This window comes from Agrilactobacillus yilanensis, from assembly GCF_003946725.1.
GTDB lineage: Bacteria > Bacillota > Bacilli > Lactobacillales > Lactobacillaceae > Agrilactobacillus > Agrilactobacillus yilanensis.
Window position 1 is genome coordinate 41035 of record NZ_RHOY01000017.1, and the last position, 25597, is coordinate 66631.

Annotated in this window: 27 protein-coding genes and 5 pseudogenes; 20 read left to right on the forward strand and 12 right to left on the reverse strand. The window is 44.1% G+C overall.

All coding sequences use genetic code 11. The features are described 5' to 3' along the window. Nucleotides 1-25 precede the first annotated feature (25 nt). Nucleotides 26-739, forward strand: a complete 714-nt coding sequence (locus EKM93_RS10790; protein WP_125715601.1) for a hypothetical protein — start codon at nucleotides 26-28, stop codon at nucleotides 737-739. A 22-nt stretch (nucleotides 740-761) separates the two neighbouring features. Further along, complete coding sequence (locus EKM93_RS10795) at nucleotides 762-1913, forward strand: carotenoid 1,2-hydratase (protein ID WP_164507068.1); 1152 nt, start codon at nucleotides 762-764, stop codon at nucleotides 1911-1913. 180 nt (nucleotides 1914-2093) lie between these two features. Here EKM93_RS10795 and EKM93_RS10800 read toward each other — a convergent pair whose 3' ends face one another. Further along, a complete protein-coding gene (locus EKM93_RS10800) occupies nucleotides 2094-2624 on the reverse strand; it encodes a TetR/AcrR family transcriptional regulator (RefSeq protein WP_164507069.1) in 531 nt (176 codons plus the stop codon). 111 nt (nucleotides 2625-2735) lie between these two features. Here EKM93_RS10800 and EKM93_RS10805 point away from each other — a divergent pair, with 111 nt between their 5' ends. After that, a complete protein-coding gene (locus EKM93_RS10805; protein WP_125715604.1) occupies nucleotides 2736-3812 on the forward strand; it encodes a lipocalin-like domain-containing protein in 1077 nt (358 codons plus the stop codon). A gap of 272 nt (nucleotides 3813-4084) precedes the next feature. Here the strand turns inward: EKM93_RS10805 and EKM93_RS10810 are convergent, their stop codons facing one another. Then, complete coding sequence (locus tag EKM93_RS10810) at nucleotides 4085-5164, reverse strand: hypothetical protein (protein ID WP_125715605.1); 1080 nt, start codon at nucleotides 5162-5164, stop codon at nucleotides 4085-4087. 154 nt (nucleotides 5165-5318) lie between these two features. Between EKM93_RS10810 and EKM93_RS10815 the strand changes: the two genes are divergently transcribed. Continuing rightward, a complete protein-coding gene (locus EKM93_RS10815; RefSeq protein WP_125715606.1) occupies nucleotides 5319-5837 on the forward strand; it encodes a TetR/AcrR family transcriptional regulator in 519 nt (172 codons plus the stop codon). Between the two features lie 399 nt (nucleotides 5838-6236). Here EKM93_RS10815 and EKM93_RS10820 read toward each other — a convergent pair. Next, nucleotides 6237-6713: pseudogene (locus EKM93_RS10820) on the reverse strand (lysozyme family protein); the annotation flags it as partial. Between the two features lie 5 nt (nucleotides 6714-6718). Here EKM93_RS10820 and EKM93_RS13670 point away from each other — a divergent pair. Together EKM93_RS13670 and EKM93_RS10830 are read left to right on the forward strand one after the other, a co-directional pair. Beyond that, nucleotides 6719-6892: pseudogene (locus EKM93_RS13670) on the forward strand (RNA-guided endonuclease InsQ/TnpB family protein); the annotation flags it as partial. Between the two features lie 11 nt (nucleotides 6893-6903). After that, complete coding sequence (locus EKM93_RS10830; protein ID WP_125715607.1) at nucleotides 6904-7371, forward strand: Fic family protein; 468 nt, start codon at nucleotides 6904-6906, stop codon at nucleotides 7369-7371. Nucleotides 7372-7785: 414 nt separating this feature from the next. Here EKM93_RS10830 and EKM93_RS10835 read toward each other — a convergent pair whose 3' ends face one another. The 3 genes from EKM93_RS10835 to EKM93_RS10840 all read right to left on the reverse strand — a co-directional run bounded on the left by EKM93_RS10835 (nucleotide 7786) and on the right by EKM93_RS10840 (nucleotide 9546). Next, nucleotides 7786-8874 carry a tyrosine-type recombinase/integrase gene (locus tag EKM93_RS10835; RefSeq protein ID WP_225423701.1) on the reverse strand — a complete coding sequence of 363 codons (1089 nt, stop codon included), beginning with the start codon at nucleotides 8872-8874 and terminating at the stop codon, nucleotides 7786-7788. 56 nt (nucleotides 8875-8930) lie between these two features. After that, on the reverse strand, nucleotides 8931-9065 hold the full coding sequence (locus EKM93_RS13725; protein ID WP_263853579.1) for a hypothetical protein: 135 nt from the start codon (nucleotides 9063-9065) through the stop codon (nucleotides 8931-8933). Between the two features lie 67 nt (nucleotides 9066-9132). Next, entirely contained in the window at nucleotides 9133-9546 is a 414-nt protein-coding gene (locus EKM93_RS10840) for a helix-turn-helix domain-containing protein (RefSeq protein ID WP_225423702.1), read from the reverse strand. A gap of 191 nt (nucleotides 9547-9737) precedes the next feature. Here EKM93_RS10840 and EKM93_RS10845 point away from each other — a divergent pair, with 191 nt between their 5' ends. The 5 genes and pseudogenes from EKM93_RS10845 to EKM93_RS13815 all read left to right on the forward strand — a co-directional run. After that, on the forward strand, nucleotides 9738-9968 hold the full coding sequence (locus tag EKM93_RS10845) for a helix-turn-helix domain-containing protein (RefSeq protein ID WP_125715608.1): 231 nt from the start codon (nucleotides 9738-9740) through the stop codon (nucleotides 9966-9968). A gap of 152 nt (nucleotides 9969-10120) precedes the next feature. Beyond that, nucleotides 10121-10372, forward strand: coding sequence for a hypothetical protein (locus EKM93_RS10850; RefSeq protein WP_125715609.1), 252 nt, complete (start codon nucleotides 10121-10123; stop codon nucleotides 10370-10372). A gap of 134 nt (nucleotides 10373-10506) precedes the next feature. After that, nucleotides 10507-12810: a hypothetical protein gene (locus EKM93_RS10855; RefSeq protein ID WP_125715610.1), complete on the forward strand. Its 2304-nt coding sequence runs from the start codon at nucleotides 10507-10509 to the stop codon at nucleotides 12808-12810. 319 nt (nucleotides 12811-13129) lie between these two features. Next, entirely contained in the window at nucleotides 13130-13681 is a 552-nt protein-coding gene (locus EKM93_RS10860) for a hypothetical protein (protein WP_125715611.1), read from the forward strand. Next, nucleotides 13647-14120 (forward strand): annotated as a pseudogene (locus tag EKM93_RS13815) (relaxase/mobilization nuclease domain-containing protein); the annotation flags it as partial. The gene EKM93_RS10860 and the pseudogene EKM93_RS13815, both read left to right, overlap by 35 nt. A gap of 23 nt (nucleotides 14121-14143) precedes the next feature. Here EKM93_RS13815 and EKM93_RS13730 read toward each other — a convergent pair. Further along, complete coding sequence (locus tag EKM93_RS13730; protein WP_263853580.1) at nucleotides 14144-14320, reverse strand: hypothetical protein; 177 nt, start codon at nucleotides 14318-14320, stop codon at nucleotides 14144-14146. Between the two features lie 139 nt (nucleotides 14321-14459). Here EKM93_RS13730 and EKM93_RS13680 point away from each other — a divergent pair, with 139 nt between their 5' ends. Together EKM93_RS13680 and EKM93_RS10870 are read left to right on the forward strand one after the other, a co-directional pair. Next, a complete protein-coding gene (locus EKM93_RS13680) occupies nucleotides 14460-15848 on the forward strand; it encodes a hypothetical protein (protein ID WP_225423705.1) in 1389 nt (462 codons plus the stop codon). A gap of 13 nt (nucleotides 15849-15861) precedes the next feature. After that, complete coding sequence (locus tag EKM93_RS10870; RefSeq protein ID WP_125715613.1) at nucleotides 15862-16191, forward strand: hypothetical protein; 330 nt, start codon at nucleotides 15862-15864, stop codon at nucleotides 16189-16191. Nucleotides 16192-16370: 179 nt separating this feature from the next. Here the strand turns inward: EKM93_RS10870 and EKM93_RS10875 are convergent, their stop codons facing one another. The 3 genes from EKM93_RS10875 to EKM93_RS10885 all read right to left on the reverse strand — a co-directional run bounded on the left by EKM93_RS10875 (nucleotide 16371) and on the right by EKM93_RS10885 (nucleotide 19878). Continuing rightward, nucleotides 16371-16655 (reverse strand): hypothetical protein, encoded by a 285-nt coding sequence (locus EKM93_RS10875; RefSeq protein WP_125715614.1) that lies wholly within the window; start codon nucleotides 16653-16655, stop codon nucleotides 16371-16373. Nucleotides 16656-16717: 62 nt separating this feature from the next. Beyond that, a complete protein-coding gene (locus EKM93_RS10880) occupies nucleotides 16718-17881 on the reverse strand; it encodes a restriction endonuclease subunit S (RefSeq protein ID WP_125715615.1) in 1164 nt (387 codons plus the stop codon). After that, entirely contained in the window at nucleotides 17818-19878 is a 2061-nt protein-coding gene (locus EKM93_RS10885) for an HsdM family class I SAM-dependent methyltransferase (RefSeq protein WP_125715616.1), read from the reverse strand. Before EKM93_RS10885 ends, EKM93_RS10880 begins: the two co-directional genes overlap by 64 nt. Before the next feature lie 467 nt (nucleotides 19879-20345). On the opposite strand from EKM93_RS10885, the gene EKM93_RS13735 reads away from it, so the two are divergent. The 3 genes and pseudogenes from EKM93_RS13735 to EKM93_RS13685 all read left to right on the forward strand — a co-directional run. After that, nucleotides 20346-20471, forward strand: coding sequence for a hypothetical protein (locus tag EKM93_RS13735; RefSeq protein WP_263853581.1), 126 nt, complete (start codon nucleotides 20346-20348; stop codon nucleotides 20469-20471). Nucleotides 20472-20542: 71 nt separating this feature from the next. After that, entirely contained in the window at nucleotides 20543-20707 is a 165-nt protein-coding gene (locus EKM93_RS13520; protein ID WP_164507070.1) for a hypothetical protein, read from the forward strand. 645 nt (nucleotides 20708-21352) lie between these two features. Continuing rightward, a pseudogene (locus EKM93_RS13685) lies at nucleotides 21353-21466 on the forward strand (IS200/IS605 family transposase); the annotation flags it as partial. 78 nt (nucleotides 21467-21544) lie between these two features. Here the strand turns inward: EKM93_RS13685 and EKM93_RS10900 are convergent. After that, nucleotides 21545-21883, reverse strand: a complete 339-nt coding sequence (locus EKM93_RS10900) for a hypothetical protein (protein ID WP_125715617.1) — start codon at nucleotides 21881-21883, stop codon at nucleotides 21545-21547. 322 nt (nucleotides 21884-22205) lie between these two features. Between EKM93_RS10900 and EKM93_RS10905 the strand changes: the two are divergent. Further along, a pseudogene (locus tag EKM93_RS10905) lies at nucleotides 22206-22361 on the forward strand (cysteine peptidase family C39 domain-containing protein); the annotation flags it as partial. A gap of 9 nt (nucleotides 22362-22370) precedes the next feature. Here EKM93_RS10905 and EKM93_RS10910 read toward each other — a convergent pair. Further along, nucleotides 22371-22766 (reverse strand): thiolase family protein, encoded by a 396-nt coding sequence (locus tag EKM93_RS10910; RefSeq protein WP_125715619.1) that lies wholly within the window; start codon nucleotides 22764-22766, stop codon nucleotides 22371-22373. A 114-nt stretch (nucleotides 22767-22880) separates the two neighbouring features. Here EKM93_RS10910 and EKM93_RS10915 point away from each other — a divergent pair, with 114 nt between their 5' ends. From EKM93_RS10915 to EKM93_RS10925, 3 genes are read left to right on the forward strand one after another with little or no spacing between them, the layout of a single operon-like run. Next, nucleotides 22881-23159, forward strand: a complete 279-nt coding sequence (locus EKM93_RS10915) for a hypothetical protein (protein WP_225423703.1) — start codon at nucleotides 22881-22883, stop codon at nucleotides 23157-23159. Nucleotides 23160-23182: 23 nt separating this feature from the next. Next, a complete protein-coding gene (locus EKM93_RS10920) occupies nucleotides 23183-23914 on the forward strand; it encodes a LytR/AlgR family response regulator transcription factor (protein WP_125715620.1) in 732 nt (243 codons plus the stop codon). Then, the gene (locus EKM93_RS10925; protein WP_125715621.1) at nucleotides 23911-25191 is read left to right on the forward strand and encodes a sensor histidine kinase; all 1281 of its coding nucleotides are present in this window, start codon (nucleotides 23911-23913) and stop codon (nucleotides 25189-25191) included. The genes EKM93_RS10920 and EKM93_RS10925 overlap by 4 nt, the downstream gene beginning before the upstream one ends. The last annotated feature ends 406 nt before the right edge of the window (nucleotides 25192-25597 follow it).

Below are 25597 nucleotides of genomic sequence, written 5' to 3' on the forward strand. Positions count from 1 at the left end.
TATCATACAGAAAAGGACAGATTGCATGAAATTGATTAAAGAGGCGGAAATCACCGTCGATTTGAATGAGGACTACAAGGATGCAGTTTCTGATAACGTCCGCGTTGATGAGTGGGAGCTTGAGGCAGCCAAGCGAGTTGCTTTGAATTTACGCTCACTCTTGTTTGAAGAGAAGATGCTGGATCTCATCCACGACCAAGTTGAAGAATCTGACCGTTTGATCAAAGGCTACGTTGCCAAGCAGCCTGGTGACTTCAACTATGGCCGCTTAAAGTTGACAGTCAACGGCATTCACAGTAAGGAATTTTTCGCATCGGTTCAGCACGTCATGACCGCGGTCAAGGACTCACCAAAGCAAATTGTCTTTGAGCAGGGTTTCTATGCACACCCGGAACACTATGCGTTAGACCAAGGCAATATTGAGACTATGGGCGGCAGGCCAACCGAAACACTGCCGACGTTCGTGAAGCTAGAAGACGCGCCGGACTTTGTGCGTGGGTTCATCGACGACCAGTATCCAATTCAAAGTGCGGGTGCGGGGCCGTTGCGTGATGGGACACCGTTTACCTACGTCTTACAGCAGATGAAAGATACCGATGAGGGCATGATTGCTGATTTGATGATTTGGTATCCAGCTGGTGCACCAGACATTTATGTTGAAGAACACGTTGAGCATTATGCAATCGAGTTCCGTAATGGTTGCAAGCTCGCCGCAGCACGCTTGTCACAATCGAAGTAAACAGCTGAAGGAGGCAAATATTATGGCAAAAGCACGTTTGATGGATCGACCAGAAGATTTCAAGAAGTTTGGGATTGATCCGACCAAGGTAGAACCGTGGGAAGACGGTATTCGTAACACTGATGATATTGGCAATAACGAGGTTTGGTACTTTGATGCCAACCTTGACGACGGCAGCAAAGTGATTATTGGCTTTCGTCCGAAGTCCGCTAAGGGGATGCGGCAAAAGGGCTTTGACCCCAACTTGAACTTGGACATCACCCGACCAAATGGTGAGACCACGCAAGAGTTTGCGTTTGCCAGCATTGAGGATAGTTCCATGAGCAAGGACAAATGTGATGTTCACTTTGGCCCTGACTACTGTACTGGTGATTTCAAGGACTATGATATTCATATCGAAAGCACAGCAACATTAGGTTGCGATTTGCATTACCGTGCATTGACAGCACCATTTCGCCAAGGGACCTCAGCGTTGGCACTTGGTGATAACGATGAATTTTTCTACACTGATTTATGTGTACCGAAGTGCGAAGTGACAGGTACGCTTACCTATGATGATAAGACGGTAGAGGTTCACGGTGTGGGCTATCACGATCACCAGTGGATGAACATCTCACCGTTTGCTGCTTTCCACCACTGGCTGTGGGGCCGGATGTACACGGAGAAGTATATTGTGTACATCTACGACTTCGTTTGCGGTGAGCGTTTTGATTTCACTCGGGTACCATACTTCATCGTTGCGGATAACCAAACTGGCGAGATTGTCTTTGAAACTAATGGCAATATTCAAGTGCAGACCGATTTGCAAGAGATGTCAGTTGGTAAGAGGTTCCCCAAGACTAGTCGCTATCTCTTTGACAATGGTGATGCCCAAGCCGAGTTCTCGGTTACTTGGAAAGAAATTCTGGAGACTCGAGATTCGTACGGTGATGCACCAGCAGATAAAGCGGAAGCCATCGAACGTGCCAAACAAGCAGGTGTCACTGACATGCAAAAGGTCGTGGGTGGTACCAAGGAAGACTTCGATCGAGCCGGCGTTCAGCCGACATACATGCGCTTCTTCGCTGATGGCAAAGTTGTGCTGACGAAGAATGGCGAAGTTTCGCAAAGCAAAGGCAACATGATCTATGAATACAATTACATTGGTCGTGAAGACCCACGCGCCGGTGTCTAAGGCCTTCAATGTGAATCAATGACGAGTACCGAATAATGACACTAAAAGATCAGTAACGAATTACGCGCGAATTGCGGGGAAACGTTGCTGATCTTTTTGCGATGATTATCAGCGCTTTTGATATGTAAACTAAACACCGTCCAAACTCAAAGTGAAGAATGGTGTTTGCTTGCTGGTAAGTTATTGGGTTCTGGTAATTGTTGCGGCATTCAGTAGTTGTTCCGTCAAGGTGACGAGCTCTGAAAGGGGTACGTCTTGCTTGAGATGCCAGTCACTGAGCAATTGTGTGAGTCCAGCGGCAATAAAACCGTTTGTGTATGACTGAGTGGCACTATCAGTGAGTTTGAGTGCCTGCATGCATTCCCTGGCGTTGACCGTCAGTAATTCGTCAAGATGGTTGTCTAGTAAGGTATTGAAAAGCTCGGCGTGTGCTTGATAAAACTGAAAGAACAATGTTGCCAATGAATGTAGCGTCAAGGGTAGCCCGTTAAGCGCCACTTCATACTCTTGAAAGATAACTTGTAGGCGATACTGGATTACCTCTTCGCGGCTCACAAAAATCGAGTAGAAGGTCTGACGCGATACATTTGCGGTATCGGTTAGTAGACGGATATTGATTTTGGTGAAGGGGATTGTTTTCAATAACTGAAACATCGCGTCGACGATCATATCTCGTGAACGAATTGCTGATGGGTTATGGCCGGAGTACAAAGTTGACACTTCCTTAAATGTGTATGACTTTCTGTTGAAACATTGACATCTGTACAAGTTATCATTAACATACTCACTTGTAAAGATGCTTAGACAAGAGAGGAAAGCAATATGGCAATACAAATCGCACGTGCGGCAAACCAACCCGAAGATTACGAATACTGGGGTGTCAAGCCTAACCGGGTCGAACCCTGGGAAGATGGAATGCGGACGAAGCCGGAAGATAAATCATTTGAATGGTGGTATCTTGATGCGTCAATGGATGATGGTAGTAGTGTCGTCTTGACCTTCATGACCAAAGATGCGATGAACTTCGGGACTGAACTGAAGCCCTGGGTTTCACTTGAATGGACAGATCAGTCTGGTCAAACGACGACGTATCGTGTTGATGTTAGTGCCACGGCGTTTGAAGCGGCAACGGATCACTGTAAGGTCAAAATCGGTCAGTGTACGCTTGAAGGCGACTTGAAGCACTACGAGGTTCATTTTGACAATGCGCAAATTCAAGCTGACTTCACTTTTGATAATCTCTTGCCGTCATGGCGTCCAGCTGCTGGCGCCAATCTGTTTGGTGACCATTACTTTGCGTGGTTGCCTTCTGTACCCGCAGCGCGTGTCAATGCGACAATCGAGCTTGACGGTCAGACAAGTACGCTGACGGGCACAGGCTACCATGACCATAACTGGGGCAATGAATCAATGCTCAAACTGATGCATCATTGGTATTGGGGACGCGCGGCGGTTGGCGATTACCAGGTGATTTCGACTGAAACCACTGCCGAAAAAGCGTTTGGATACCAGAAGTTGCCAGTCATGATGATTGCCGACCACGGGGAGCTGGTCAGTGGCGATGAGAGTAATATGACGGTTGAGGATAGTGATACCATCATTGATCCCACGACTAAGAAGCCCGTACAGCAGACGCTTCGGTATAAGGTCACCACTCCCGTTGCGGACTATGTTGTTACTTATGCGGCAACAAAGACGATTTCTGGGTTTAAGATGATTGATCAGCTTTCCGGTATCAAGAAGTTTTTGGCCAAACTAGCGGGCTTTGATGGCGCCTACTTGCGCTTCACGGGTGAAATCAGCGTTGAAAAATTTGTTGCCGGTCAATCCGTTGATCGGCAAGTCAACCCCAAGGGAATTTGGGAACTGATGTACTTCGGGAAAACGATCACCGAATAGCAGTTTTAAGGGTCGATCATACTAGGTCGACCTTTTTGGGATTGCCCGGGGAAATGCTGACCCAATGGTGATTGGGGATGGCTATTTACAATGACATTGACGACTCCGCTTGACTTACTGATGCCAGACACCGCACAAAACATTGAGACTCTGACTAAACCAATAGTCGACGCGAAATGCATGAAATTTCACCACAAATGCATATCTAACAACAATCGCCGTACAAGAGATTGGCTTCTCTGTACGGCGATTGCTGTTAATTGATATCAAGTTCAGACATGGGCTTCGGCATCAGGCTTGCCCAGGTAGGCATACTCGTAAATCATATCGCCACGGCTAGTTGACTTACTCCCACTTGCATCGGTGTAGATTACCGTGCCTTTGGCGTAGTAACGCATGTAAGCCGGCTCTGCATCGATGGCATCGAATTGCTTCTTGGCTGCTTCGGGCATGTTGGTGTACATGTCACGCACTTCGATCTCATCTTGCCAGGTGATATCCAAATCCACACTGGAGCCATCTTCATTGGTGAAGAGGTAGTGACTGTTTTTTGGATATTCACGGCCAATTTGTGCTTGCATGTACAGCGTTTTGTCCAGCGTGAAGTGGCCGTCTGTTTCAAACAACAATTTGCCTGTTTCATTGTCTAGCAAGCCGAACATCGGTAGCTTGGCAAAGTCGTACCGCTTAGAGGCAACGAAATCATAGATATATACTGTGTAGCGGTTGGTGTACATGCGCCCCCAGAGCCAGTGGTGATACAAGGCAATCGGGTTTTGGGACATCCATTGGTGATCGTGGTAACCAAGACCTACGACAACGTGTTCCACGCCATCATAGGTGATGGTGCCGGTGACCTTGTTTTTCGGTACTGCCAGATCGGTATGGTGGTCTTCGTCGTGATCACCGAACGCAACGATAGCGGTGCCTTGCCGGAATGGGTCAGTTAACGCTTCGTAGTGCAAGTCGCAGCCAACCCCATTCGTTGGGGCAACATGGATATCGTATTGCTTAAAATCACCTTTGGCGGTATCGGTCCCGTATTTCAAGTCGCAACCTTCAGTATCGCCGGTGGTGGATTCAGCGTCTGTGAAGTAGTGGAAATCGGACTTGGTTTCACCCTTTGGTGTGGTGATTAGAATGTTAACGTTTGGCGAATCCGTTGTTTCTGCCATCTTAGCTGGGTCTTTGGGCCGGAACCCGACGACGCTCTTGGTCCCATCCTCGAAGGTAGCATCAAAGTACCAAACCTCATTGTGACCTGGGGCTGGGGTTTCGCGGCGGGCTTCCTCCCACAATTCTACCTTGTTGGGGTTAATACCTAGTTGCTTAAAATCTTCTGGTTGATCCATTAAACGTGCTCTCATGGTCAGATGACCTCCTTTGGTTGATAGGTAAAGCATAGCTGGGGGAGGCGAAGTTGTGTACGGTCAACTACGAGTGAAATGTGAGTTATGTTATAATTTAGGCAAAAGTGTTACCTAAATACGAAAGTGGTGGGATTAGATGGACCTACGAACTGAACGGACATTACAGTGGATTGAGCAGGCCTTTATTGACGGCGTGGTGACTGATGGCTTTGACAAGGTCACCGTCAGCCAAATTGCGACCGCAGCCAACATTAGCCGCAAAACCTTCTACGCCCATTATTTAGATAAATATGATTTGGCGGAAAAGTTAGCTGATACCCTGTTGGCACAGTATGAGACGTCTCTGAACGAACGGTTGACGAATCGTGAGGCAGATCTGCAAGACATGGTGGATATGCTGATTAGTGATGAGCATGAAGGGCGCTTGCTGCGCGCCTTGCTCACAATCCATACAGAAGAGTTCGACTTTGAGCATCGCTTCGGGAGGCTATTATCCGATCGAATCCGGGCGTATTGGCATACCGATGACGAGCTTGAACAAGAAATCCTGGTGAGTTATGCTTTGACGACCATTCGTCATTATGCGTGGTCTGGTGAGGCGTTCTCTCGTGAACGGCAACACCGAATTGTCCAACGGCTAGCCAATATGTTTTAGTGCCGTTGCAAAAAGCCCAGCAATCGCCAAAATCAGGCAGGTTGCTGGGCTTTTATCGCGGAACCTTAGATGCTGGCGCGGGAATCCTTTTTACCAATGTATGGGAACTTGTAAATCATTGAACCCGGTTCCTGAATATTTGAGTAACCGGCAATATCTAGATTCAGTGTCCCATTAGCAAAGTAGCGAATGTATGTAACCTAAAAATGATGTATTAAGTAAATTATAATTCATTATAATTCATTCGGATTGAGGACACCGTTGCGGAGATAGTTCGCCGCAATACTGGCAAGCTTTTCGGGTGTTTCTTTGGTGTCACGTTCGAACCACGCAATTAAGAGGTTGTAAATGGCCCCGGTCACGAAGTATAGGCGGTAGATAGCCAGATCGTCTACGGTCATATCGCCAGCCGTCCTTGGCAACCGCGTTGGTGTAGGTGACTTTCTTGCCCCCAGACTTCTCTTTGGCAAACGCCGTCGCTAGCTCTAGCGTGTATTTCTTGCCGTGCTTGGCAACGTAGTCGATAAAGCCGCCACCGTAGTTGTAGCTTTGAATGGCGGTGTTGAGATCTACGCCCGCAGCTTTCATGCTTTTCAGCAGCGACGCGAAATACTTCACGCCTTGCTTGATGGACGCTTCGGTGTCTAACGTGTTGACAGGCAGTCCCAGTGATTCACTAGCCTGCATCACATCGCCACCTTTGCCGCCAGATTCGACCTGCATGATGGCGAGTATCACCATCACTTGGTCTGAAATGCCAAACTCCTTGCAATACTTTTCGACCGTCAGCTTGTGCTTGTAGACTTCAGCGGATAAGTTCATTGCATCGGCTGTGATCGCAGAGGCAGACTGATCTTCGTCATCAGCAGAGGCGATGACTGCAAAGAATTCTTGTTGCCAATATACAACGAGACATAACCAACTGCAGGCAAGATTTTTTAAACTCTGTGTCCACTACACTTATCAAGAACCACGATTTAGTGGTGACAGAAGAGTTGAGAAGTAAAAACCTGCTTCGCAATCACGCCTTAGCAATGAGTATCGCCGAAGTTGGTTTGAAGATAAGCTGCTTAATTATGAAACATTTCTTGCTGTTCATAAATATATTTTTGGCGATCTTTATGAATGGGCAGGAGCAATCAGAACAATACCTATTTACAAAGAAGAAGCAGTTTTAGGTGGTGTGTCTTTAAATTATGGAGATATCAAATCAATTCAGCTTCAAATTGAGACGGTTATCTATGAGTTGAATCAAGTAGAATGGTCTGAAATTAGTGTGGAAGATATGATTTCGTTGTTCTCAGATTTGATTACTCGATTATGGCTAATCCATCCATTTAGAGAAGGAAATACTCGAACGGTGACGCGGTTTGCCGGTTTATTTGCAAATGCTAAAGGGTCTCCTTTGAATTCAAAATTTTTAAGAGACCATGCTAGCTATGTAAGAAAGTCTCTCGTTCTATATTGTGTTGAAGAAGCGCCTGAAAAAGAATATTTCTTGAATATAATGAGGGACGCAATCAACGATTTTTAGGTAAGAGTGTACCGTTACATTATTAATGTAGTCTCGTTCTGGGTTGCAGTTAGTATTTGGGTACGATTTTAGGTACGAATACCATAAAATTAGTTAAAATCCGTTGAAATAGCACTTTTATAAAAAGTGGGATAAACCGTGATGTTAAAACGAATTTTAATTAATGTTGTTATTTATACGCGGAGCCAGGTCTCAAGAAGGCTCGTAAGGCTAGTCAGTTCTCAAAGCGTTAATTCACTGCGAGAAACGCCGTTACACCGGCGTTCAGACGAATATTTTTACCGAAAAGCAATCGGCCCAATTATGGGTTGGTTGCTTTTTTCGTGTGAAATTTGGCCGATTTTGGGCCGATTTAGCGGTGAGGTGCGCTCAACCCTCAAGTTTGGCGGTGAGTTCTTACGTTGTTGGGCGTGATTATCGGCCCAATCGCTTAAGCTCATGGGCTTTCTCCTTTGCAATTTCTTCTGCGCGGGCCTCTGCAAGCCGACGCTTAAATGAATCGTTCATTGTTAGTCCAACGACGTTTGGCGTGTTGACGTAGACTCGGGTAGTGGCTTCATCAGAGTGGGTGAGGGCCTCTGAGATAGTCTTCATCGAGGCACCACCTTCTAAGGCTAGTGTTGCGTACGTATGGCGCAGTTTGTGCGGGTTGAGATGTGCTAAATCTGGGTGTCGATTTTTTTTAACGTACTTCAACTTGTTGTTAAGAAAATCAGCGTGTAGCGGTCGGTTCATGTGACCTTGTGAGTCTGGCGCAGTGAAAACAAGTTGTGCACCGGTTAGCCCGGTAATGCCAACTGATGCTAGTTCGTCCGCTTGATGATCTTTCCACGTTGCTAACAAATCGACAAACTCGTCTGAAATCTGAATCTTAGTTTCTTTGCGGCCCTTGGTAGGCCCAAGTTTCCTGCTCTTGAGTGCTTGCGTTACATAAATAAAGCCATTTTCTAGATCGACGTGTTGCCAATCCAAACCATAAGATTCTGATTTTCGATCGCCAAGCTGCATAGTAACCATGAACAACACATAGTCTCGTTCGCACCACTTGCCGTGGTCGAGATCAGCTTTGACGGCGTCAATCCAAGCAAGCAATTCGTTGGCCGTTAGCGCTAGACCTTCGGCAACGCGGCCTTTTTCGAGTCGCTCTTTTTTAGGTGCCGCAATGAATTTTAGCGGTTTAGAGATGCGGTCAAACTCGATAAATCCCGCCACTTCGGCAATCTCAAAGAGTTGGCCCATGTAAGATTTTACAATTTTGATATTGGCATACTGCTCAGACAAAATCGTTAACTCCGTTACTACAAAATTTGGGTTTTCGTTAAGCCAGTTCAGCGAATATTTGCCGAAAAGGGGTAACAGGTGCAACCGGAAAATGCCTTTGGTGCCAGTCACGGTGCCTTCCGATGGCACTTTTCGAGTGCGGCCGGTGCCACCGGTCACATATCGCGGTAGCCATTCCGTTTCATAAAAATCCTTGAACGTAATCTTGCCCCGCGTTGTCATTGCTCGGTCAGTTCCAGTTTCAAGGACTTCTTGAATTTGCTTGTTAGTCTTGTCTTCTAATCGGTCGGCCCGTCACGAGTTGGAACCGTTGCACGGAACCGGGTTTTGCCGTTCGCCAGAATGTCGCGAACTGCCTTTGGATAGAAGACTTCTACGTGGAAATTGCCAGATTTAGTTTCTTTGATCGTCATTGTGTTTATCTCCTTGTTTTGTCGGTCACGCCGGGCGGGCAATGATGACAATTGGAGAAGTTGTTTCCTATAATGACTGTAATTCTTGATTGGCCCGTTCAATGATTGCAACAAGCTTTTTAATCTTGGCATCGTCGGCGCCATTGGCGGCCTTAACGATGTTTTTACCCAAATCTTCGTAAGCTTGCTCAATGTCGCGTTGTTGCGCCGTGACGTATGCCGCGATGCTCATCAACTCAGACGGCCACTCATCTATACTGGGGCTGTCGGTGTCACCGCGTAAGTAAGCAATGCTCACGTGGCCCAATTCGGCGATCTTCTTCATTCGCTCGGGACTGGGCTGATTTGCGCCGTTCTCCCAATTCGAGACGGTGCTTCTGACGCCCCTGTCGTCGATGGCTTCGGCAAAAGCCTGCATACTCAAGCCTAACTTGAGCCTTATATCCTTGATTCGTGATGCGCTTTTTTGTAAATTAACCAAAGCGTCTCACCTCCTTTCACAATATAGCTTAAATCACCGTGGCTGAAATGTACAGTTGTTTTCGTCAATCGCTTGCAATTTACTTTGGCACCTGTCATAATATAAATGTGCTGAAATGTGCCGTCTAACCGACGGCGCTAACTTTTAAAGCCGTGTACTGAAATGTGCCTAAATAGAAAGAAGGATTTATTATGACTACAAACACGATCGAAAAACGACTGCACGCGCTTGAGCGTGGCGTCGCCAAGCAAAATCTCACTTACTATAAAATGGTTGAGGCAATGGCGGCCGTGTCGATAAGTCGAAATACCCTCAAAAAATGGTTCCGTGAGGGGCTGCCTTACTCGGTAATTGATGGCACTACGCTCGTGAAGCGTAGTGACTTGGAAGCGTTCATTGATTCACATGTTCGCAAAGCTTAGTTGATAAGTTACATCACGCCGGGCGGGCAATGATGACAATAACCGTAACGTCGGCGGGGGCAAATCACCCCGCCGTTCACGAATCAAAAAGTGAAGCATCTGATCGCTTCGAGCTCGTGAATCCTGACAGACACCCAGAGGAGGATTACTATATGAAAACTGCAATTGAAGAATTATACGCCAACCTGACTGGCGCTTTACAGCGCCGCGATGCCATTACTGGTGACTATGATTTTGACGACGCCGAATTTGAATCTAAGCGCGATTACTACTTAGGTCAATATGATGCTTTGCAGTCGCTTGTAGGCACTCACAGTGACTATTTGGCGGAACTTGAAGCTCACGATTTATCTTTGGCCACTATTCGTGACTGGAAGGAACGCGGCCAATACGAACCTGCCTGACGAAAACCTAGCAAAATTCATCACGACGGTTCATACAGAGAACTTAATCGCGCATCACTGATATATCAACGTTATCTGCGATGTTTTGAAATCCGTTTTAGCGTCAAAACTACTATTGAAAGGAGGACGTGGCAATGGCAAAGAACAGTCATCGTTTGCATGAAGGCAACTTCACCAGCAAACAAGAATTACTTTCCAGCTGGTCGATTGTTAATCGTAGCGAACAAGCGCATTGCGCCGCGATGGTCCGCGGAGTTGAGCTTAAGTTGTTGAAGATCGACAAGAGCCGTAAAGGTAAAGGTAAGCGTAACTCGATCCACACGAACCGTGGCGACATCACGCCAAGTCAACTATCCGCCTGTAAAGCGGTGCTAAGCACTGGCTCATACGGCCAGAAGACGTTTGCGACCGTTTCTAGCCATGACCACGGCCACAGCCAAGCGTTCGGTTTAATCACCTCAGGCATGAGTCATTCGCCCTACGCCGAAATGCAACGGTCGTCACGCAACATTATGAAGAATAGGAAGTTAGCTGAAACTGTCGTTGCGATTGCCGCCATTGCTGGACGCGATAAAATTTATGCCTATCAGGCAACATTGACACAACCTAACGCGGATTTTGGCGAACTTGATGAATCAATCCAAAACCACGGAAAACACTTGGCAACCCTTGGCAAATGGTTTGTTGACGGCGCCCGTCGCCACGGTTACACGCTGGCTGGCGCTAACGGCACCACGCCCCGGATTCTCGGCGCACAGATGAGAATGGAAATCACGCACAAAACCGAAGACGTTGGCATGGAAGACTGTCCCAAACTGATTTTGTCACACGTTAAGCAAGGATTGTATCACGACCATTCCCACGTGACGTTTGTAACCGACACGCCGCTTGATCTAGACACGATTCGCACGTTGCACAAAGACGACGCGTCTTTGCCATCGAATATTATCTGGACGGATGGCGATGGTAACCGCGTTTCTGAATTTAAGATGACAGCGGCGGCCGCAGACTTGTTCTTGAAGTGGTGCCAGCTGAACCCTGATCTAAAGCTTAGTGCGGCGGCTTTCAAGCTTCAGCGCGCCTATGGCCGGGGGCTGATCGATGCTTTAGCCGAATCAACGAAGTATGAGGTTTCGCCAAAACTTTACAGCTTTCTCATGCAGGACATGGACGACTGGGCGGTTGAGGTTTACTGCGAAACGATGAAGGCCATCGCTCGGCGGCATCTTATCCGCGAAACTGGCTTGTTCCGACTTGCACGGTCGATTGTTAACCGCGTGTTGACGACTGATCTTGCTGGCGCATTCATGCAATCCGTTTACAAAGGGCAAGAAGACCAGTCTTCCGTTCCTAGCTTCTACACGGCAATGCACGTCTTAAACACTAATAATGATGTTGTCGCGAGTACGCGGCAGATGACGGCCGAACAAGCCCTGTACTTCAATAAAACTACGCTTGCAGGCGCTGGCTTTGATGCCCGATTAATCGATTCGGTTTCGCTAGAGTTTAGCGACAGCGAACGCCAAACAGTCGTAAAATCGCTGCTACGGCGTACCGTTTGGCCGCATCGTGGTAAAGCTGGCTTGCTTGAACGTCTGACCATGTGGGAGACCCAAGCTAAGCGTGACCTAGAAAAGCTTCGCGCTAATCTAGCCGAGCTTGAAGCACTAGAATTGGCTTACGAACACTATGTTGACGACCACGCAACGCCTGCTGAAGTAAAAGCTGTTAAAGATGACATCAAAGATGGCCGCACGCGGTACGACAACTTTAGTAAGAATAACGCTGGCTATGGGTTACAAGAAGTTCGTTACCAAATCTCACGCCTCAAACACCCACTAAAGCTCGCGTCTGGTAAGTATTTCGATGTTCGACGTTTGCGTCTTGCGGTAATGGCCAAGATGGACGACGCGGGAAATGTTGTTTGGACAGCTGACTGGCGCTTGCGTATGAAGAAACTCGCAGTCTTAGAAACGATGCGCGGCGCTGAAAAGCAGTTTGGTATCTCATGGGCTGACTTTCGGCTCGGAGTGGCGCAATACACCCTGCGCGAACAATCTCAAGCTGAACGCGATCTTAAAGCCCTTTATGGCGATGAGCTAATGGGTGGCGGCAACGGGAAAACTAGCTATATTGATTCACATTGGTACACAGCTTTTAAGGCTTACGTCGCCCTCACTCCCAAGCAATCTCAAGAAGTGTTGCTTGGCTGGAACGGCGCCCATCGTGATGCAATCTTGTGCCGTTATCCTAATCCGAAACAACGCCCAGTAGTTGTTGCCGCGATGCTGTCACTTTATGGCAGTGCGAAGCTCGAAGATGCGGTTGCTTTGCAACCTGACCCGGACGATGTCTTTGACAATTATCGCCCGGTTCACTACGCCGATTCGCACATAAAAACGGCGGAACAACTCGCGGTAGTTTTAGCGAAAATGTGATTCGGCAACGTACTTTTCCCGGCAACTTTCAGCCCGCCCCCCAGCCTGAATCCCGGTCGTTTGATCGCAACCAAAACCACTACGAAAGCTGGCGTGTTTCGATGCGCTAACGTGAGAAAAATTGCAACTTTAGATTGCATGTTTTGGTCACGGAACGGGTTTGGACTTTGCAACAAAAATCGAAGATTGGCGTCGCAAATAGGGTCGAGGGGCGAAGCCCCCGCAAGCTGCTGGCGAAGCCAGCATATGTTGGGGCGGAGCCCCAATATAACTGCTTGCGTTACTTCTTTACCGGGTTTGCACTAAGGAGGTTTTCGTTATGACTGCCGAAGCAGAAAGCACCACAACGCGTCACCGTTCCCGCTATCGTATTGAGGCTACCGCGACCGACAAACTGGCCGTGGATTACCTCAAAAAAACTTACGGGCTGACTACCGCCGCTGAATGCTACCGGCGGGCAATGCAGGACGAAGTTTTGTTACTGAAGTATGTTGAAAATCCCGAATCACGATCTGCGTTGCAAGTTCTAAGTCGCGAACACTCTGGCAAGATTTCGGCACTGACAATAGCGTTGTTTTCTGGCGATAAGACCGGCGCAGAACAGCTCGAACAGACGCGCCGGTTGTTGGAAGATTTGAACGCCAAACTGGACGAACTTTTGTATCAAACGAACATGATGGGACGCAATGTTAATCAAGTGGCGAAGTCATTAAACGTGGCGTCAAAAAATGGCGACAAAGTTGGTGCAACAGTGATTCAATTTTTGCTCGGTTTGCAACGTGATGTTGTCACACCGTTGCGCCAAACTGTCAAGGAAACTAAGGAAGTGATTCATAATGGCCGTTCTGACGAGCACTCCAATTCGATCTAGTATCGGCCGCCTAACTTATCTTTTTGACAAGCCTTCACATCGTGACGGCGTTGATCGAGTCTTAGCGGCTGGCGGTCAAAATGTCAATTTGATTCATGACCCCAAGACTGGTGATGTTACCGCTGATCAATCTGGCGGCTACTTACAGCGGCAGTTTCACAACGTTTTGCTTCGAGCGAAAAATCCGAAACGGCGAACCCAAGCTAACTCGATTATCATCAGCTTTGCTGATGATGAGCTAACGGGAACGCTTCAAGAACGGGCGCAACAAGCCTTACAGCTCGCTGATGGCTTCATGAAAGCAACTCAACCTGATGGCGCGCAATACGTGTTAGCCACGCAAGCAGACGGCAAAAACGGTCATGTACATGTGCATTGCCTAGAGAACGCCATCAAAACTGACGGCAAAACAGTGCAAACGAACAATTTTTCAGTTGCTAGTTTGCGAAAGAAACTCGATGGCTATCTGGCTTCTGAATCTGAACCGGTCACGGGCAAACCGTGGGTGAATCCAATCGCCGTAAAGTCAGCTTTTACGGCTGATCGCGACTCGTTACCCGTCAAATCGCCTTGGCAACAAGTTGTCAAAGACGCCGTAGATACCGCCAAGTCACACGCCGTCTCGGTTGATGACTTCAAAGACGAACTTCAATCGGAATATGGCATCACGATCACTGAACGCGGCAAGGCCAAGGCGTGGACTTATCATATTGACGTTGACGGTAAAGAAAAGAAAGTCCGTGGGTTTTATCAGTTGATTGATAAGAAGACGGGCGCCGTGAAGTCAACTCGTGGTTTAGGTCGTGACTATGGCCGTGAAGCTGTTACTGCCACCATTACTGAACTAAACCCAGTACCTGAGCCAGCTCCACAGTCCGAAGCTGATGCCCTAATGGCGAAGCTGGCAGTCAAAACGGCTAAGGTCAAACCAACACCCGTTGTTGTTGACGTAGCGGCCGTTGAATTGCGAATGGCTGAAAATGTTGCTAACGCGGAATCTCGTAAGGAGGAACCTAAAATGTTTGATGATGAATTTGATGATGAAGAATTGTACAAGAAGACCACTGCTGAAACTAACGTTGCGCGTAACCATTACGCCGACTTGATGAAGTCTGATCTGGCCGGACACCATGACACCACCCCGGCGCCGGAAACTGCGCCAGTGATTGCCGTTGCCAAACAGATCAATGACACTAAGGCGGTAATTGCCGACACAAAAGCTGCCGATGCCCAAGCCAAAGACGATGACGAACAAGCCGCGCGGGGCTTGGCCTTGTCCCGCAAACGCCAAGCGTTGGCAACTCGCCTAGTGACAGGCTTTGCAGAAGGCAACGCTTCGGTGCAAAGCGACAGTGAAGAAAACAACAACTTCGGTTTTCTTCAAAAGCCCGTCTCAGATTGGTCGGAACAAGACCATAACGACTTCAACACTGCTTGCCGTGACGCCGAGGCATCGGAAACTGGCGGCACCCCTGACCCTGCGGACGTTTCCGCGCGGGCAACCAAGGCGAAAGTTGCCTTGCTAGAACGCGATTTTGGGACTAGCTACGGCGAACTTTTCAAGAATCGTAGCGCTCATGACCCGGCGGTTGTTAAGCAAGCTCGCACCGCAATGGACGATTACGAATCTGATGGTGAAATGACCGCACCAGCAAACACGGTCGATAAAACTGGCGCTGTTGTCTCTGGCGGTGCCACTAGCTACTCAAAACTCATGGTTTTGGCACGTGCTCTCAAGCAAGTCTTTATGAATCGTTTGCTCTACAAGCAACGCATCACCCTACGTACAATTGTACGTACAACGATGCAAGAAAACCGCGTCACTAAGGCGACAGTTCAACACAAGGCGGACTTGCAACAAGCTAAGCAAGACCGCATTGCCTCTGATCTCGAAAAGTGGCACGTCACACCCGTTGGCATGCAAACCGCCGAACAGCTTCATGATTCAATCACTCGTGATCGCGCCTTTGCCGCGGCCACTGTTAAAACCCGCGGCGTTACTGACCCGCGCCAAAAGCGTGAAGTTTACAACGAAACGATGGGTAGCAAATACACCGAAAATCGTTCTGCTTGGCAATATATCCACGATCGCGCCGCCAAAGCATTAGATGATTCCGTCGCAAATGGTTTGCCTGGTAACACACCAGATACTGGCTTAGACCGCTAAGGAGGCTACTATTATGAACACTAAGCAAGCGATTGACCTATATGGCTATCTCCATCACCTATATCTCGATGCAAACCGCCTTGCGGTGATCGGCGCAGGTGACCCCACACATGGCGTCGGTAAATCTGGTGAAGCTTTCGGGCTGGGTCTCGCCATGACCAAGCTTTACACCATTTTCAAAGATGACCCGCAATTTATGTATGGCGCGCTTGCCATCGACGAAGAGGGGCACGAACTTTGGGCGCCCGAACTCGATAGTGAAGAATTGCCTGAGTACCGTAATGATGATGTTGAGCTAGATGGCCTAGCAGGTCTCATGACGCAAGACCCGTACAAAGACTAAAAGGGTTCGCGAGTGGAAAAGGGAGTGATGCTATCAATTTCTAATTTGTGAGCGGGCGGTGATCAGCATGTAACTTTTCAAATATTACCAGACAAATAACCGTCCTATGGTACTTTCTCGGGGCGGTTGTTTGCGTTTGTTGGAAAAAAAACCCCAGCCGAAACTGAGGTTGAGTTGAGCTAGATTAGCATGATTGTGACGTACTGCGTCATTAGCCGAATCGCTATCACAATACTGCCATCACTTAAACTTTTTGCAGCATCCCATACTCGGCAGTCTGCGGGGGTATCTCGCAAGTAGTTCGTGATGCGGGTGACGGCGTTATTATCCAGTGCGCTCGGTGGAAATCGAAGTTGTTGTGTACGATTTAGAATGTTAAGTTGCCTATCGGTCAAAATCACAGATGCCTGTAGATTAAGATCTTCCTGAATTTCCATGATGATTTCTTGGTGACGATCTACCATAATAAAAACCTCCTGATTTTTCATTTTCAGGAGGGAAAACGGGCGCCTTGGCGACCTTGTGGTTATGCGTAATGTGCATTGGTCAAGTCAGCTAGTTGAACATTCTTCCAATTGACAACGTCTTTAATTACTGACTTTTCGACAGCACGCATATATATAGCCATTGCGTCATAATTTGGTGTACCATCAGCCAAGACGGGTAAGTATACTGAATCATTGCGTATCTTGGCGCGTGATATGGAATTTCCCCATTCGTATTTATCTGATAGGGCGTTGTATATGCATGCTGCCATAAATTGATAGGTATGCTTTGAATCAAGTACGCTGGTTTTTAGCTTCAGCCAGATATTGTGGCTATCATTTGAAAAGTAGTCGTCTGGTTGATAAAATACCGTAAATGTTTTGCCGCCGATGAATAGTGTGTCGCCCTGCATCAATAGTTGTTGATTGTAATTGATGTACGCGGTGATACCATTGCATTCGCGACTAGCACCGACGTATGGTGTTTGGCCGTTAAAGTCAGTGATTTCTGATTTAATTAGGTTTGTAGTGTTCTTAATTGTGAATAGATCTTCCAAGAAGAATTTAGACCATGTTATACCCCCCCCATTTTGGAAACCGCTTACAGCACTGGACTCTTCGTCTGTTAGTTTATAGTCATTCAGTCCCGTATCGTTGAGGTATTTGTCGAGAGCGTTAATACGACCAGCTTCAAGCGTACCTATATAATTGTCCATCGCCTTGTAGTCAGGATTCCCTTTCTGATCAACAGGCAACTTTATTGTTAAGGCATCTGCGTCTTTTGCGTAAAAGTTACGTGAATAGTCAAATGCGCCTGTATGTGCAGCCTTGTTAAGAGCAGATGCGACAAATATTGCTGCTCTTTGAGATAACTCTTCCGTATGAACTACCGCTACATGATCATCAGCACCATAGTTGTAACTACGGTATTTTGCAGATCCAAACATGTCAATTGTCACTGTGTTTTGCTTGAAGACTACAACATCATTTCCAATAAATGCAGATACGCCTTGTTCCGCCTCTCCAGCTGTTACGAACGGGAGGGCACCTGGTACGCGATCGGCTGACTTAAGACGCTTTCCCCGTGTGGCACTTCCGTACAATTCTTTTACATTGAATACGCCCCACCGCTCAAACGGCGTTATTGCTGTGGGGCGACTGGAAAATCCGGTTGTTGTCCTTTGAGAATCTGAGAAACTTCCCAGCTGAGATAATCACCAATGACTTTCTTAAAGTCTTCTTCCTTAGGCGTAGCGTCAATCTTCTTGTTGTAGTTCCAATCTTTCCCACTTGCAGGATCAATAGTTCCTTTGTAGTAATTGTCGTTTAGTTTGAAGTAATCAGTCTTCTTAGATTTGTCCAGAACAATATCAACAACTTCTTGGTAATGTCCTTTTGCATCGTTTGAATCAAAAAGGTTAACTCTGGCTTTTTTTCTGTTAGTACGAGTGTAGCCATCGTCGCGTAGGTCAAAGAAGTATACGTTGTCATCGCTTTGATGAGGCGTGCCGACTTCGAATAAATAAATAGAGGTTTGGACACTTGCCTTAAATAAGTCGCCGGGCATCTTGATACTTGCCTTAAGTCGATTATTATGCAAAATACGTTTGTTAATTTCCGTTGCCTTACCACTACCGGCACTATCTTGAATGATTACGGCGCCAAACCCTTTAGTTTGCTTTTGAAACGCTTTTTCAACGAAGATCATGCCGTTACCTTCGGCGGAGTAGGGCGGGTTAAGTAAGAACACGTCAGCGGGAAACGGATCTTCATTATATGCATACTTACCATCATAGTTTGTAAGTGAGTTGTCGTTAACAATGTTTGACGAACCATCACCCATCAGAATCATGTTTAAGACGGCTAACATGTAGACGTTGGCTAGTAACTCAACGCCGAGTAGTTGACGAGTCTTAATATGCTCAATTTGTTGGCGTTGTTTTGTCAGATCGTTTGCATATTGTGTTTTTGCGTCGCTAATCATCTGATTCATTGCACTAATCAGAAAACCACCAGAACCTAAAGCCCAGTCCCAGACGTAGCTATGCATATTAGTTTGCGTGAGACGAGCCATGAAGTTAGTGACGTATCGGGGCGTTAGCACAACGTCATTAGCGCCGCCGTCCGGCACGTCAACCCAAGCGTTCATCACATTGAAGAGTTTACCTGTGAAGTCATTAGTACCGGTAATATCATAAATTGGGATAAGTCTGTCGTAAACTTCTTGGTAAATAGATTTGATTGGCGTTTGAGTTTCAGTGGCAGATTTTTGGTTCAAATTATTATCGACAAAGTTTGTCCGTAAAAGATTAAGAATCTGCGACTGTTTCTTTTCGGGTAAGTCGCGCTCTTTGAGGAAGTTTTTAATCTTATTGACGATTTTTTCGCCGTCGGTATTTCCTTCTTCGGTAGAACCTTTAAGCTCGTTAGGGTGAAGGCGGGCGACTTTCCAATCACCATTAGCATCTTTGACCCCAACCGCTGCCATTAGGGAACCTGCAACAACGTTGATTCGCTGGCTTGGGATAATTTGCTGTTCGTCATGAAGTTTCTGGTTGAGTTCTTGAAGAACGGCTTCAATTTTAGCGTCATCACGAATTGCGCGTAGCTCCAACTCCTTAGGATCAGTCTGCACGTCTTCAATTCGTTGGAACAAAGACGACTTTTCAGGATCGCGGTTCTTTAGAAAGTCCAGATTATCGAACTCGCCCAAGTAAATCGGTAACTCGGGTTCTGCTTCATTAAGCACGTATACACGAATTTCATGCTGAATCGTTCCGGCTGAGTCTTTAATACCGTTAACGCCAACTGCGACGATTTCTGCATAGTCGGTATCTTTGACTGCGTTCATTGCGTAATAAGCGGCACCGTTCACTGCGTACTTTGGAATGGCTTGTTTATAATCGAATGCACCATGAGCATCACGCAATACGACAAGATTTTGCTTGTCCAATTTTTCGAGTTTACCCTTGGTACCTTTGTATTCGATAAAGACAGGAATCATCTTTTCGCCGTTGTCCAGCATGATTGTGTAGTCTGGCCGGCCACCGCCTGTACCACCGGTTTTTGAAGGATTATTCTTCAGAGATTCGTCGATATGTTCATCGCATGATTCATTCTCAGATGCAATTATGTTCCAGCCCAGATTACGAATTTCCGCATCTGCCCACTGTTTGACTGTTGTTTCTATGCTCGCTGCCATTTAGGCCACCACCTTACTATAATGTCGAAGCTAATACTTCGCACTTTCCTCTAGTAAGCATTATACGCGAAATACTTATATTACAGTAGGACTTCTACAAGTGACTAAAAATTTCCTCCATTTCTGGAGGAAATCGTCTTGCCACTGTTATGTATGTCATCATTGCCCGCCCAATGCTTCTTAAGACTTAAATTTTTACGTTGTTCAGTTCACACGTTGCTGAAAATTTGGCCGATTTTTGGCCGATTTATCTGTTTTCTAATGACAGCTATTGAAATCTATTGATTACTCTTTTTCCACAAATCTATATTTGACCGAAAGTTTGACACTCATTGACACCTATTAATAACGCTTTACTCAAAGCCAGGTCTTAAGAAAGCTCGTAAAGCTTCACAATTTTCAAAACGTTAATATCCTGTTATATCAACGGTTACAAGGCATCCGAATTATTTCGGGTGTCTTTTTTTATGGAATCTCCACCAATTCCCCGCCATTCATTTGCAGTAGCTGTTGATCTTTTAATTGCTGAATTTTTCCTCGTTGAAAAGGTTATTTCTCTTGATTCAGGACAGTTTTTTATTGTTTTGAGATAAAAAACCAAACAAAGAGGAAACTGGGGTATCTTGTATACATAACATAAATCTATTTGAAAGGGAGTTTTATCATGCAAAAGTTTCAAAAACTAAACGAACAAGAAATGAAACAATTAATGGGAGGGTATAGCTCAAAAGATTGTCTAAAAGACATTGGTAAAGGAATAGGGGCAGGAACTGTAGCTGGTGGAGGTTGTCTGACTGGAGCTGTTGGAAGGATTTGGGACCAATGGTAAAAGTATTAATTTTCTCCGCTGTAATCTCTTTAATTGCATTGGGTAACTATCTAAAGAAGAAAGATTTATCTTCGAAAAAGAAATTGATTTTAACGGTTGACATAGCAATTTTTTTGATTATCTATGAATTTTTCTGGAGTATTTTCACTTGATAGATAATATCATTTTTATTTTAGAGAACAGAATAAAATCAAGCGGTGGCGGAAGGTATTGAGTACTTCAACCATTTCAATCGTTCAACACAAAAAAAACGGCCTTACCCCAGATGAATATTGGGATAAAGCCGTTTAAGCAAACAGAATTTTATATTATTTAAATTGTCAACTTGATAGGGCCTAGTACAAATATTAACGCAAAGGATGTATCATTGTTTTTTGTTACAATTATGATTGATATCTTGCCATTGTACTTTCTTATTCCAAAAGGCCGAAATTAAAATAAAGTGCTACAAAAAGTTAGACAGTTTTAGATTAAATTTTAGACATGGTTTGATTCCTGTATTCTACAGGAGTCAGGCCATTTTTATATGATTTTAAAAACCACGGGCTATGCCTGTGAGAGGGTTAGCTTCCAGGTGTGAAAAACCCCTTGTTATAATGGAGATCGACCGTAAATCGAAATCTATAAATAAGGGGAGTGGTTGTTCTGTCAACTGATAACAGCTTATCGCATACGAAGTAGGACCGTAAGTATTATATTGTTTTCATACCGAAGTATCGAAGAAAAATAATTTACGGCAAAATAAGAGGTGATATCGGATTGCGATTCTTAATAAATACGGGTGTCCGTTCTACCTGATTTGTTATAGCCCATCAAATGATTAAATGAACATGTATTTTACATCTTTGATATGATTTCTTCAATTTTATAAAGCTTAGAAGATGCTATGCCATTTCCTAGTACAGTGTAGTTTTTTAATTGTTTCGGAGTGACTTGAGTAGCTTCATAAATATTTTCTTGTAAAGCAGTATCGTTCCTATTTAAATAATCCGCAATTAATTTACGCTGTTTCTTTTTTCTGATTTGAACTGGTAGAGTAGTTAAGACTACTATGCTGATTAAAAAAAACGACATCGCTAAACTATTCAAGAATGTATTTGAAAAGTATATTGCTGCCAGCCCAATTATCGCAATAGAAGCTGTCAAAAAGAAATCCTTTTTTTGATTCTTCGGCATAGTAATCCTCCTTATTGTCCTAAAAATCCATCAAGACCCAGTAATGACCCCGATATGTGCGCCTATGAAAGCTCCGGCAGGACCTCCTGCTCCTGTACCAGTAATACCCCAGCTACCAATTGCTTGCAAACATTGTTTAGCAGTATAGCCACCGACTACTAGTACCAAGCATTCTCAGTGTAATTTTTACTCATTTATCGTTTCAGCTGTAATTTTATTCACTTTAGGATATGAATGAGTGATTTCGGGACAATTCTGAATAATATTGTATGAATACAAGTATACTTATACCATATTAAGTGCTAGAGAAGGTATACTTACAGTGAGAAAAATAAAATTGATTAAGCAACATGATGAAAAAGATTGTGGTATTGCCTGTCTTTCTATGGTCCTAAATTTTTATGATACGAGCGTGCCTATCAGTAAATTACGTTTAATGTCTGGGACAAACGGCCAAGGTACTTCAGCCTTTGGATTAGTCCAAGCATTAAACAATTTCCAATAATTCAGTTCGATCAATTTCAGCTAATGTTAATTGATTGCGCTGTAACAATTTTGACGTTGCCGCCACCGGTCCTAAACCAAAATTAACGGGTTCAATCCCAATCCATACACTATCCATTACTTCAAATAAAGGGGTTAAATGCTGTTGCTTACAAAAAGCAGCGCCATCATTTAAAGGACTGCTATTCCCCGCGGTTAACCGACCATCTGGTTTAAACGCAGCGGGTAATGTGCTTAATTTAGCCATTGTTGTCTGTGGTCGAGGGCTTTCATCTTGTGTCATAGCTTCATAAGGTATCAGTTCGTCTTCAAAAACGCCCTGAGTCAACGCGGTCTGATAATGTTGTTGACTGCGATAAGCATATTGATCCTGTTGCAATCGACTAATTTATTGCTGTTGTGCCAACCGCTCACAAGCAATCCCCGTTATTACGAGTGATATCATCGAATACATGGATGTAGCCGGTGAATTTAATTATGAAAAAAAGATGATATGATTAAACTGGTTAAGCAGGAAGTCGATAAGTATGATTTTTTTGCGGACAGTAATTTTGAAGATCGGTATTTAGTGGGAAAACTAATAAATATCTTGGCAGATCAACAAAAAACTGGTGAATTAATCAATCGATTGTCCGAAGCACTGACGAATAAATCTTTTTCTGGATTATTTGGAGGAGAAGAATTGATAGAGGCATTTGAAACGTTACGTCCGGTACTAATCCGAATTTATAGTAAAGTCAGCACGGATGAATTGGAAGACTGGTTTAAATAAAAACGCTTGCTGGGAGGTTGACTATGTATAAAATTGCAATATGTGATGATGAAGAGCTTCAAAGCACACTCCTAGAAAAAATGATCGATACCTGTATGATAAATCAGGGCTTGGAAGTAGACATTGATATTTATAGCAGTGGAGAATCCTTATTAAGAGGGATTCGAAATCAAGAAATAGTTTATCAAATTATTTTTTTAGACATTGAAATGGATGGAATTAATGGCATTGAAACCGCTAAGTTTATCAGGGAAAGTGATCAACAAGTATTATTAAATTATATTACGAGCTTTGATGACTATACTCTTCAAAGCTTTGAAGTTTCACCATTTAGATATTTACTAAAGCCCGTTAAAGAAAATGAAATACGTATTCTCCTAGATGCAGCGATTGATAAAATTTCTAGTGATAATCAATACCTTTTCGTAAAGGTTAATCATACGCAATATCAAGTACGATGTGATCAAATAATTCGAATTACCTCCGAGAAGGGGAGAAAACTTCGAATTACCATGTGTAACAATCAGGAAGATATTGTTTACTATGCTCGCTTAAAAGATATTATAGTTAATCTGGGTAGTTCCATTTTTGTACAAGTAAATTACGGGACGATAATAAACCTAAATTATATTGAGCGGATAGAGGATACTGTTGTTCATTTGACAAATGGAGATCAAGAGGTAGTTAGTAGAGGAAAAAAGAAAAAATTTGTGGCGTGCTATAGAAACTTCATTGAAAGGTCATTAGGGATATGAAAGAATTATTTATACTCATATTGGCTATTTTTTTAGGTGCATTACAGGGATGGTATGTTGCGTTTTATTTGAGTAGCTTCCTAGAACTAAAAATAAAAAAGGTGTCTTTTTATGCACTTTGCATACTATTGATTCTCTTTACAAAAATTTCAATAAATCGTCAGAATTTAAGGTTTGACTTAACCTATATTTTTTTTATTGTTGTAGCTGGATTAATAACGTTTTGCTTCTATGGAACAGTTACCAAAAAGATGTACCATTACGCCTATGTAATTTTTTTGTTTTTATTTCAGAATAGTTTACTGGTTGCTACACAGAGTGATCCTTCTAATATTGTTTTCTTACAGTTTATATTGTCTTATATATCAATTACAGTTTTGTCATTAATAATAATCTTTTTTCTTCACTATTTTAAGAGTACCAATGAAATTGGCTTGGCAACTAAAGAATATATTATGTTGTCTATAACCCCACTGTTATCGATAGGTACACTGATGTATCCTTTTCATTTTTCACAATTTGAGAGTATAGGAGTAAGTATTGGATTATTGATAGTAAATATTATGAATATTTTTTTATACAACTATCTAACTGAAAAAACTTACCTATTACAACAACAGACATTATCTGGAATGCAAAATCAGCACTACGACGAAATGTTAAGAAAACAATCAGAATTTCGTATTTTAAAGCATGATTTAAAAAATCTATTATTAAGTATAAATTTCCAGTTAGCGCAAGGAAATGTTGATACAGCACAGAAGTTATTAGAAAATATTACTCTAACTGCTACGTCTTCATTCCAAACATATACTGGTTGTTGGCCCATTGATACTGTACTAAGTAGTAAGATAAACGAAATGAACACTGGAAACATTTTATACTCACTGGATCTAAAAATTCCGGCAGATCTTGATTTTAAGCATAATGCTGTCGATATCTGTGCAATTCTTGGAAATATATTAGATAATGCGATAGAAGAATGTGATAGAATAAACTCCCCGACAAAAGAGATAAAAGTTTCTATTCATTATCATGATGATAAAATTATTATGAAAGTAACTAATCCGGCTAGGATAAATAATCTGAATATTTCCAGCAAGTTGATCCGGTCCGCGAAAAGAAAGGGAAGATACGGATTAGGCATAAATAGTATTAGAGAACGTGTTCAGAAATTAGAGGGATACTCTGATTTTTCATGGAATGAAAATGAGTTTAGAGTTCTGATTATCATTCCAGTAGGGCAGAGTATTGCACAACAAACTACTTTTTCCTAAATCAATTCACAAAAATAATATAGTAAACCTCCATAAGAATCTACATAAGGTTCTTATGGAGGTTTTTGCATCTAAAAAAGGGTCCAATAATACTTTTTAACAGATTGCTACATAAAAACTAGCAGTTTACAACGATAAAACTAAAAAGAAGAATATAGGTACTATACTTTGGGTGTCGACGAGGAATTAAGTTCTAAACCTTCGGACAAATACTTTAAGAAAGCGGGGAAGACTATTGTTTAAAAGAATAGTGAGGTTTATTTTTCCAATTTTATTTGTACTATTGTGGATATACAACGTCCTACAAATTAAAACTTTCAACTTATTATTGTTAATGGCGGCGGTAAAATGTAGGAAAATGGCAATTTGAAATTGTCGGTTTTCCTACATTTTTTGATATCATAAA

Excerpts from the sequence above, each read along its gene's own strand:
- EKM93_RS10805 (WP_125715604.1), top strand. The coding sequence starts at position 2,736 with ATGGCAATACAAATCGCACGTGCGGCAAACCAACCCGAAGATTACGAA.
- EKM93_RS10815 (WP_125715606.1), top strand. The coding sequence starts at position 5,319 with ATGGACCTACGAACTGAACGGACATTACAGTGGATTGAGCAGGCCTTT.
- EKM93_RS10835 (WP_225423701.1), bottom strand. The coding sequence starts at position 8,874 with ATGACAACGCGGGGCAAGATTACGTTCAAGGATTTTTATGAAACGGAA.
- EKM93_RS10920 (WP_125715620.1), top strand. The coding sequence starts at position 23,183 with ATGTATAAAATTGCAATATGTGATGATGAAGAGCTTCAAAGCACACTC.
- EKM93_RS13735 (WP_263853581.1), top strand. The coding sequence starts at position 20,346 with ATGGAATCTCCACCAATTCCCCGCCATTCATTTGCAGTAGCTGTTGAT.
- EKM93_RS10870 (WP_125715613.1), top strand. The coding sequence starts at position 15,862 with ATGAACACTAAGCAAGCGATTGACCTATATGGCTATCTCCATCACCTA.
- EKM93_RS10795 (WP_164507068.1), top strand. The coding sequence starts at position 762 with ATGGCAAAAGCACGTTTGATGGATCGACCAGAAGATTTCAAGAAGTTT.
- EKM93_RS10845 (WP_125715608.1), top strand. The coding sequence starts at position 9,738 with ATGACTACAAACACGATCGAAAAACGACTGCACGCGCTTGAGCGTGGC.
- EKM93_RS10810 (WP_125715605.1), bottom strand. The coding sequence starts at position 5,164 with ATGGATCAACCAGAAGATTTTAAGCAACTAGGTATTAACCCCAACAAG.
- EKM93_RS10855 (WP_125715610.1), top strand. The coding sequence starts at position 10,507 with ATGGCAAAGAACAGTCATCGTTTGCATGAAGGCAACTTCACCAGCAAA.
- EKM93_RS10850 (WP_125715609.1), top strand. The coding sequence starts at position 10,121 with ATGAAAACTGCAATTGAAGAATTATACGCCAACCTGACTGGCGCTTTA.
- EKM93_RS13725 (WP_263853579.1), bottom strand. The coding sequence starts at position 9,065 with ATGACGATCAAAGAAACTAAATCTGGCAATTTCCACGTAGAAGTCTTC.
- EKM93_RS10860 (WP_125715611.1), top strand. The coding sequence starts at position 13,130 with ATGACTGCCGAAGCAGAAAGCACCACAACGCGTCACCGTTCCCGCTAT.
- EKM93_RS10790 (WP_125715601.1), top strand. The coding sequence starts at position 26 with ATGAAATTGATTAAAGAGGCGGAAATCACCGTCGATTTGAATGAGGAC.
- EKM93_RS10915 (WP_225423703.1), top strand. The coding sequence starts at position 22,881 with ATGATTAAACTGGTTAAGCAGGAAGTCGATAAGTATGATTTTTTTGCG.
- EKM93_RS10900 (WP_125715617.1), bottom strand. The coding sequence starts at position 21,883 with ATGCCGAAGAATCAAAAAAAGGATTTCTTTTTGACAGCTTCTATTGCG.
- EKM93_RS10925 (WP_125715621.1), top strand. The coding sequence starts at position 23,911 with ATGAAAGAATTATTTATACTCATATTGGCTATTTTTTTAGGTGCATTA.
- EKM93_RS13520 (WP_164507070.1), top strand. The coding sequence starts at position 20,543 with ATGCAAAAGTTTCAAAAACTAAACGAACAAGAAATGAAACAATTAATG.
- EKM93_RS10885 (WP_125715616.1), bottom strand. The coding sequence starts at position 19,878 with ATGGCAGCGAGCATAGAAACAACAGTCAAACAGTGGGCAGATGCGGAA.
- EKM93_RS10875 (WP_125715614.1), bottom strand. The coding sequence starts at position 16,655 with ATGGTAGATCGTCACCAAGAAATCATCATGGAAATTCAGGAAGATCTT.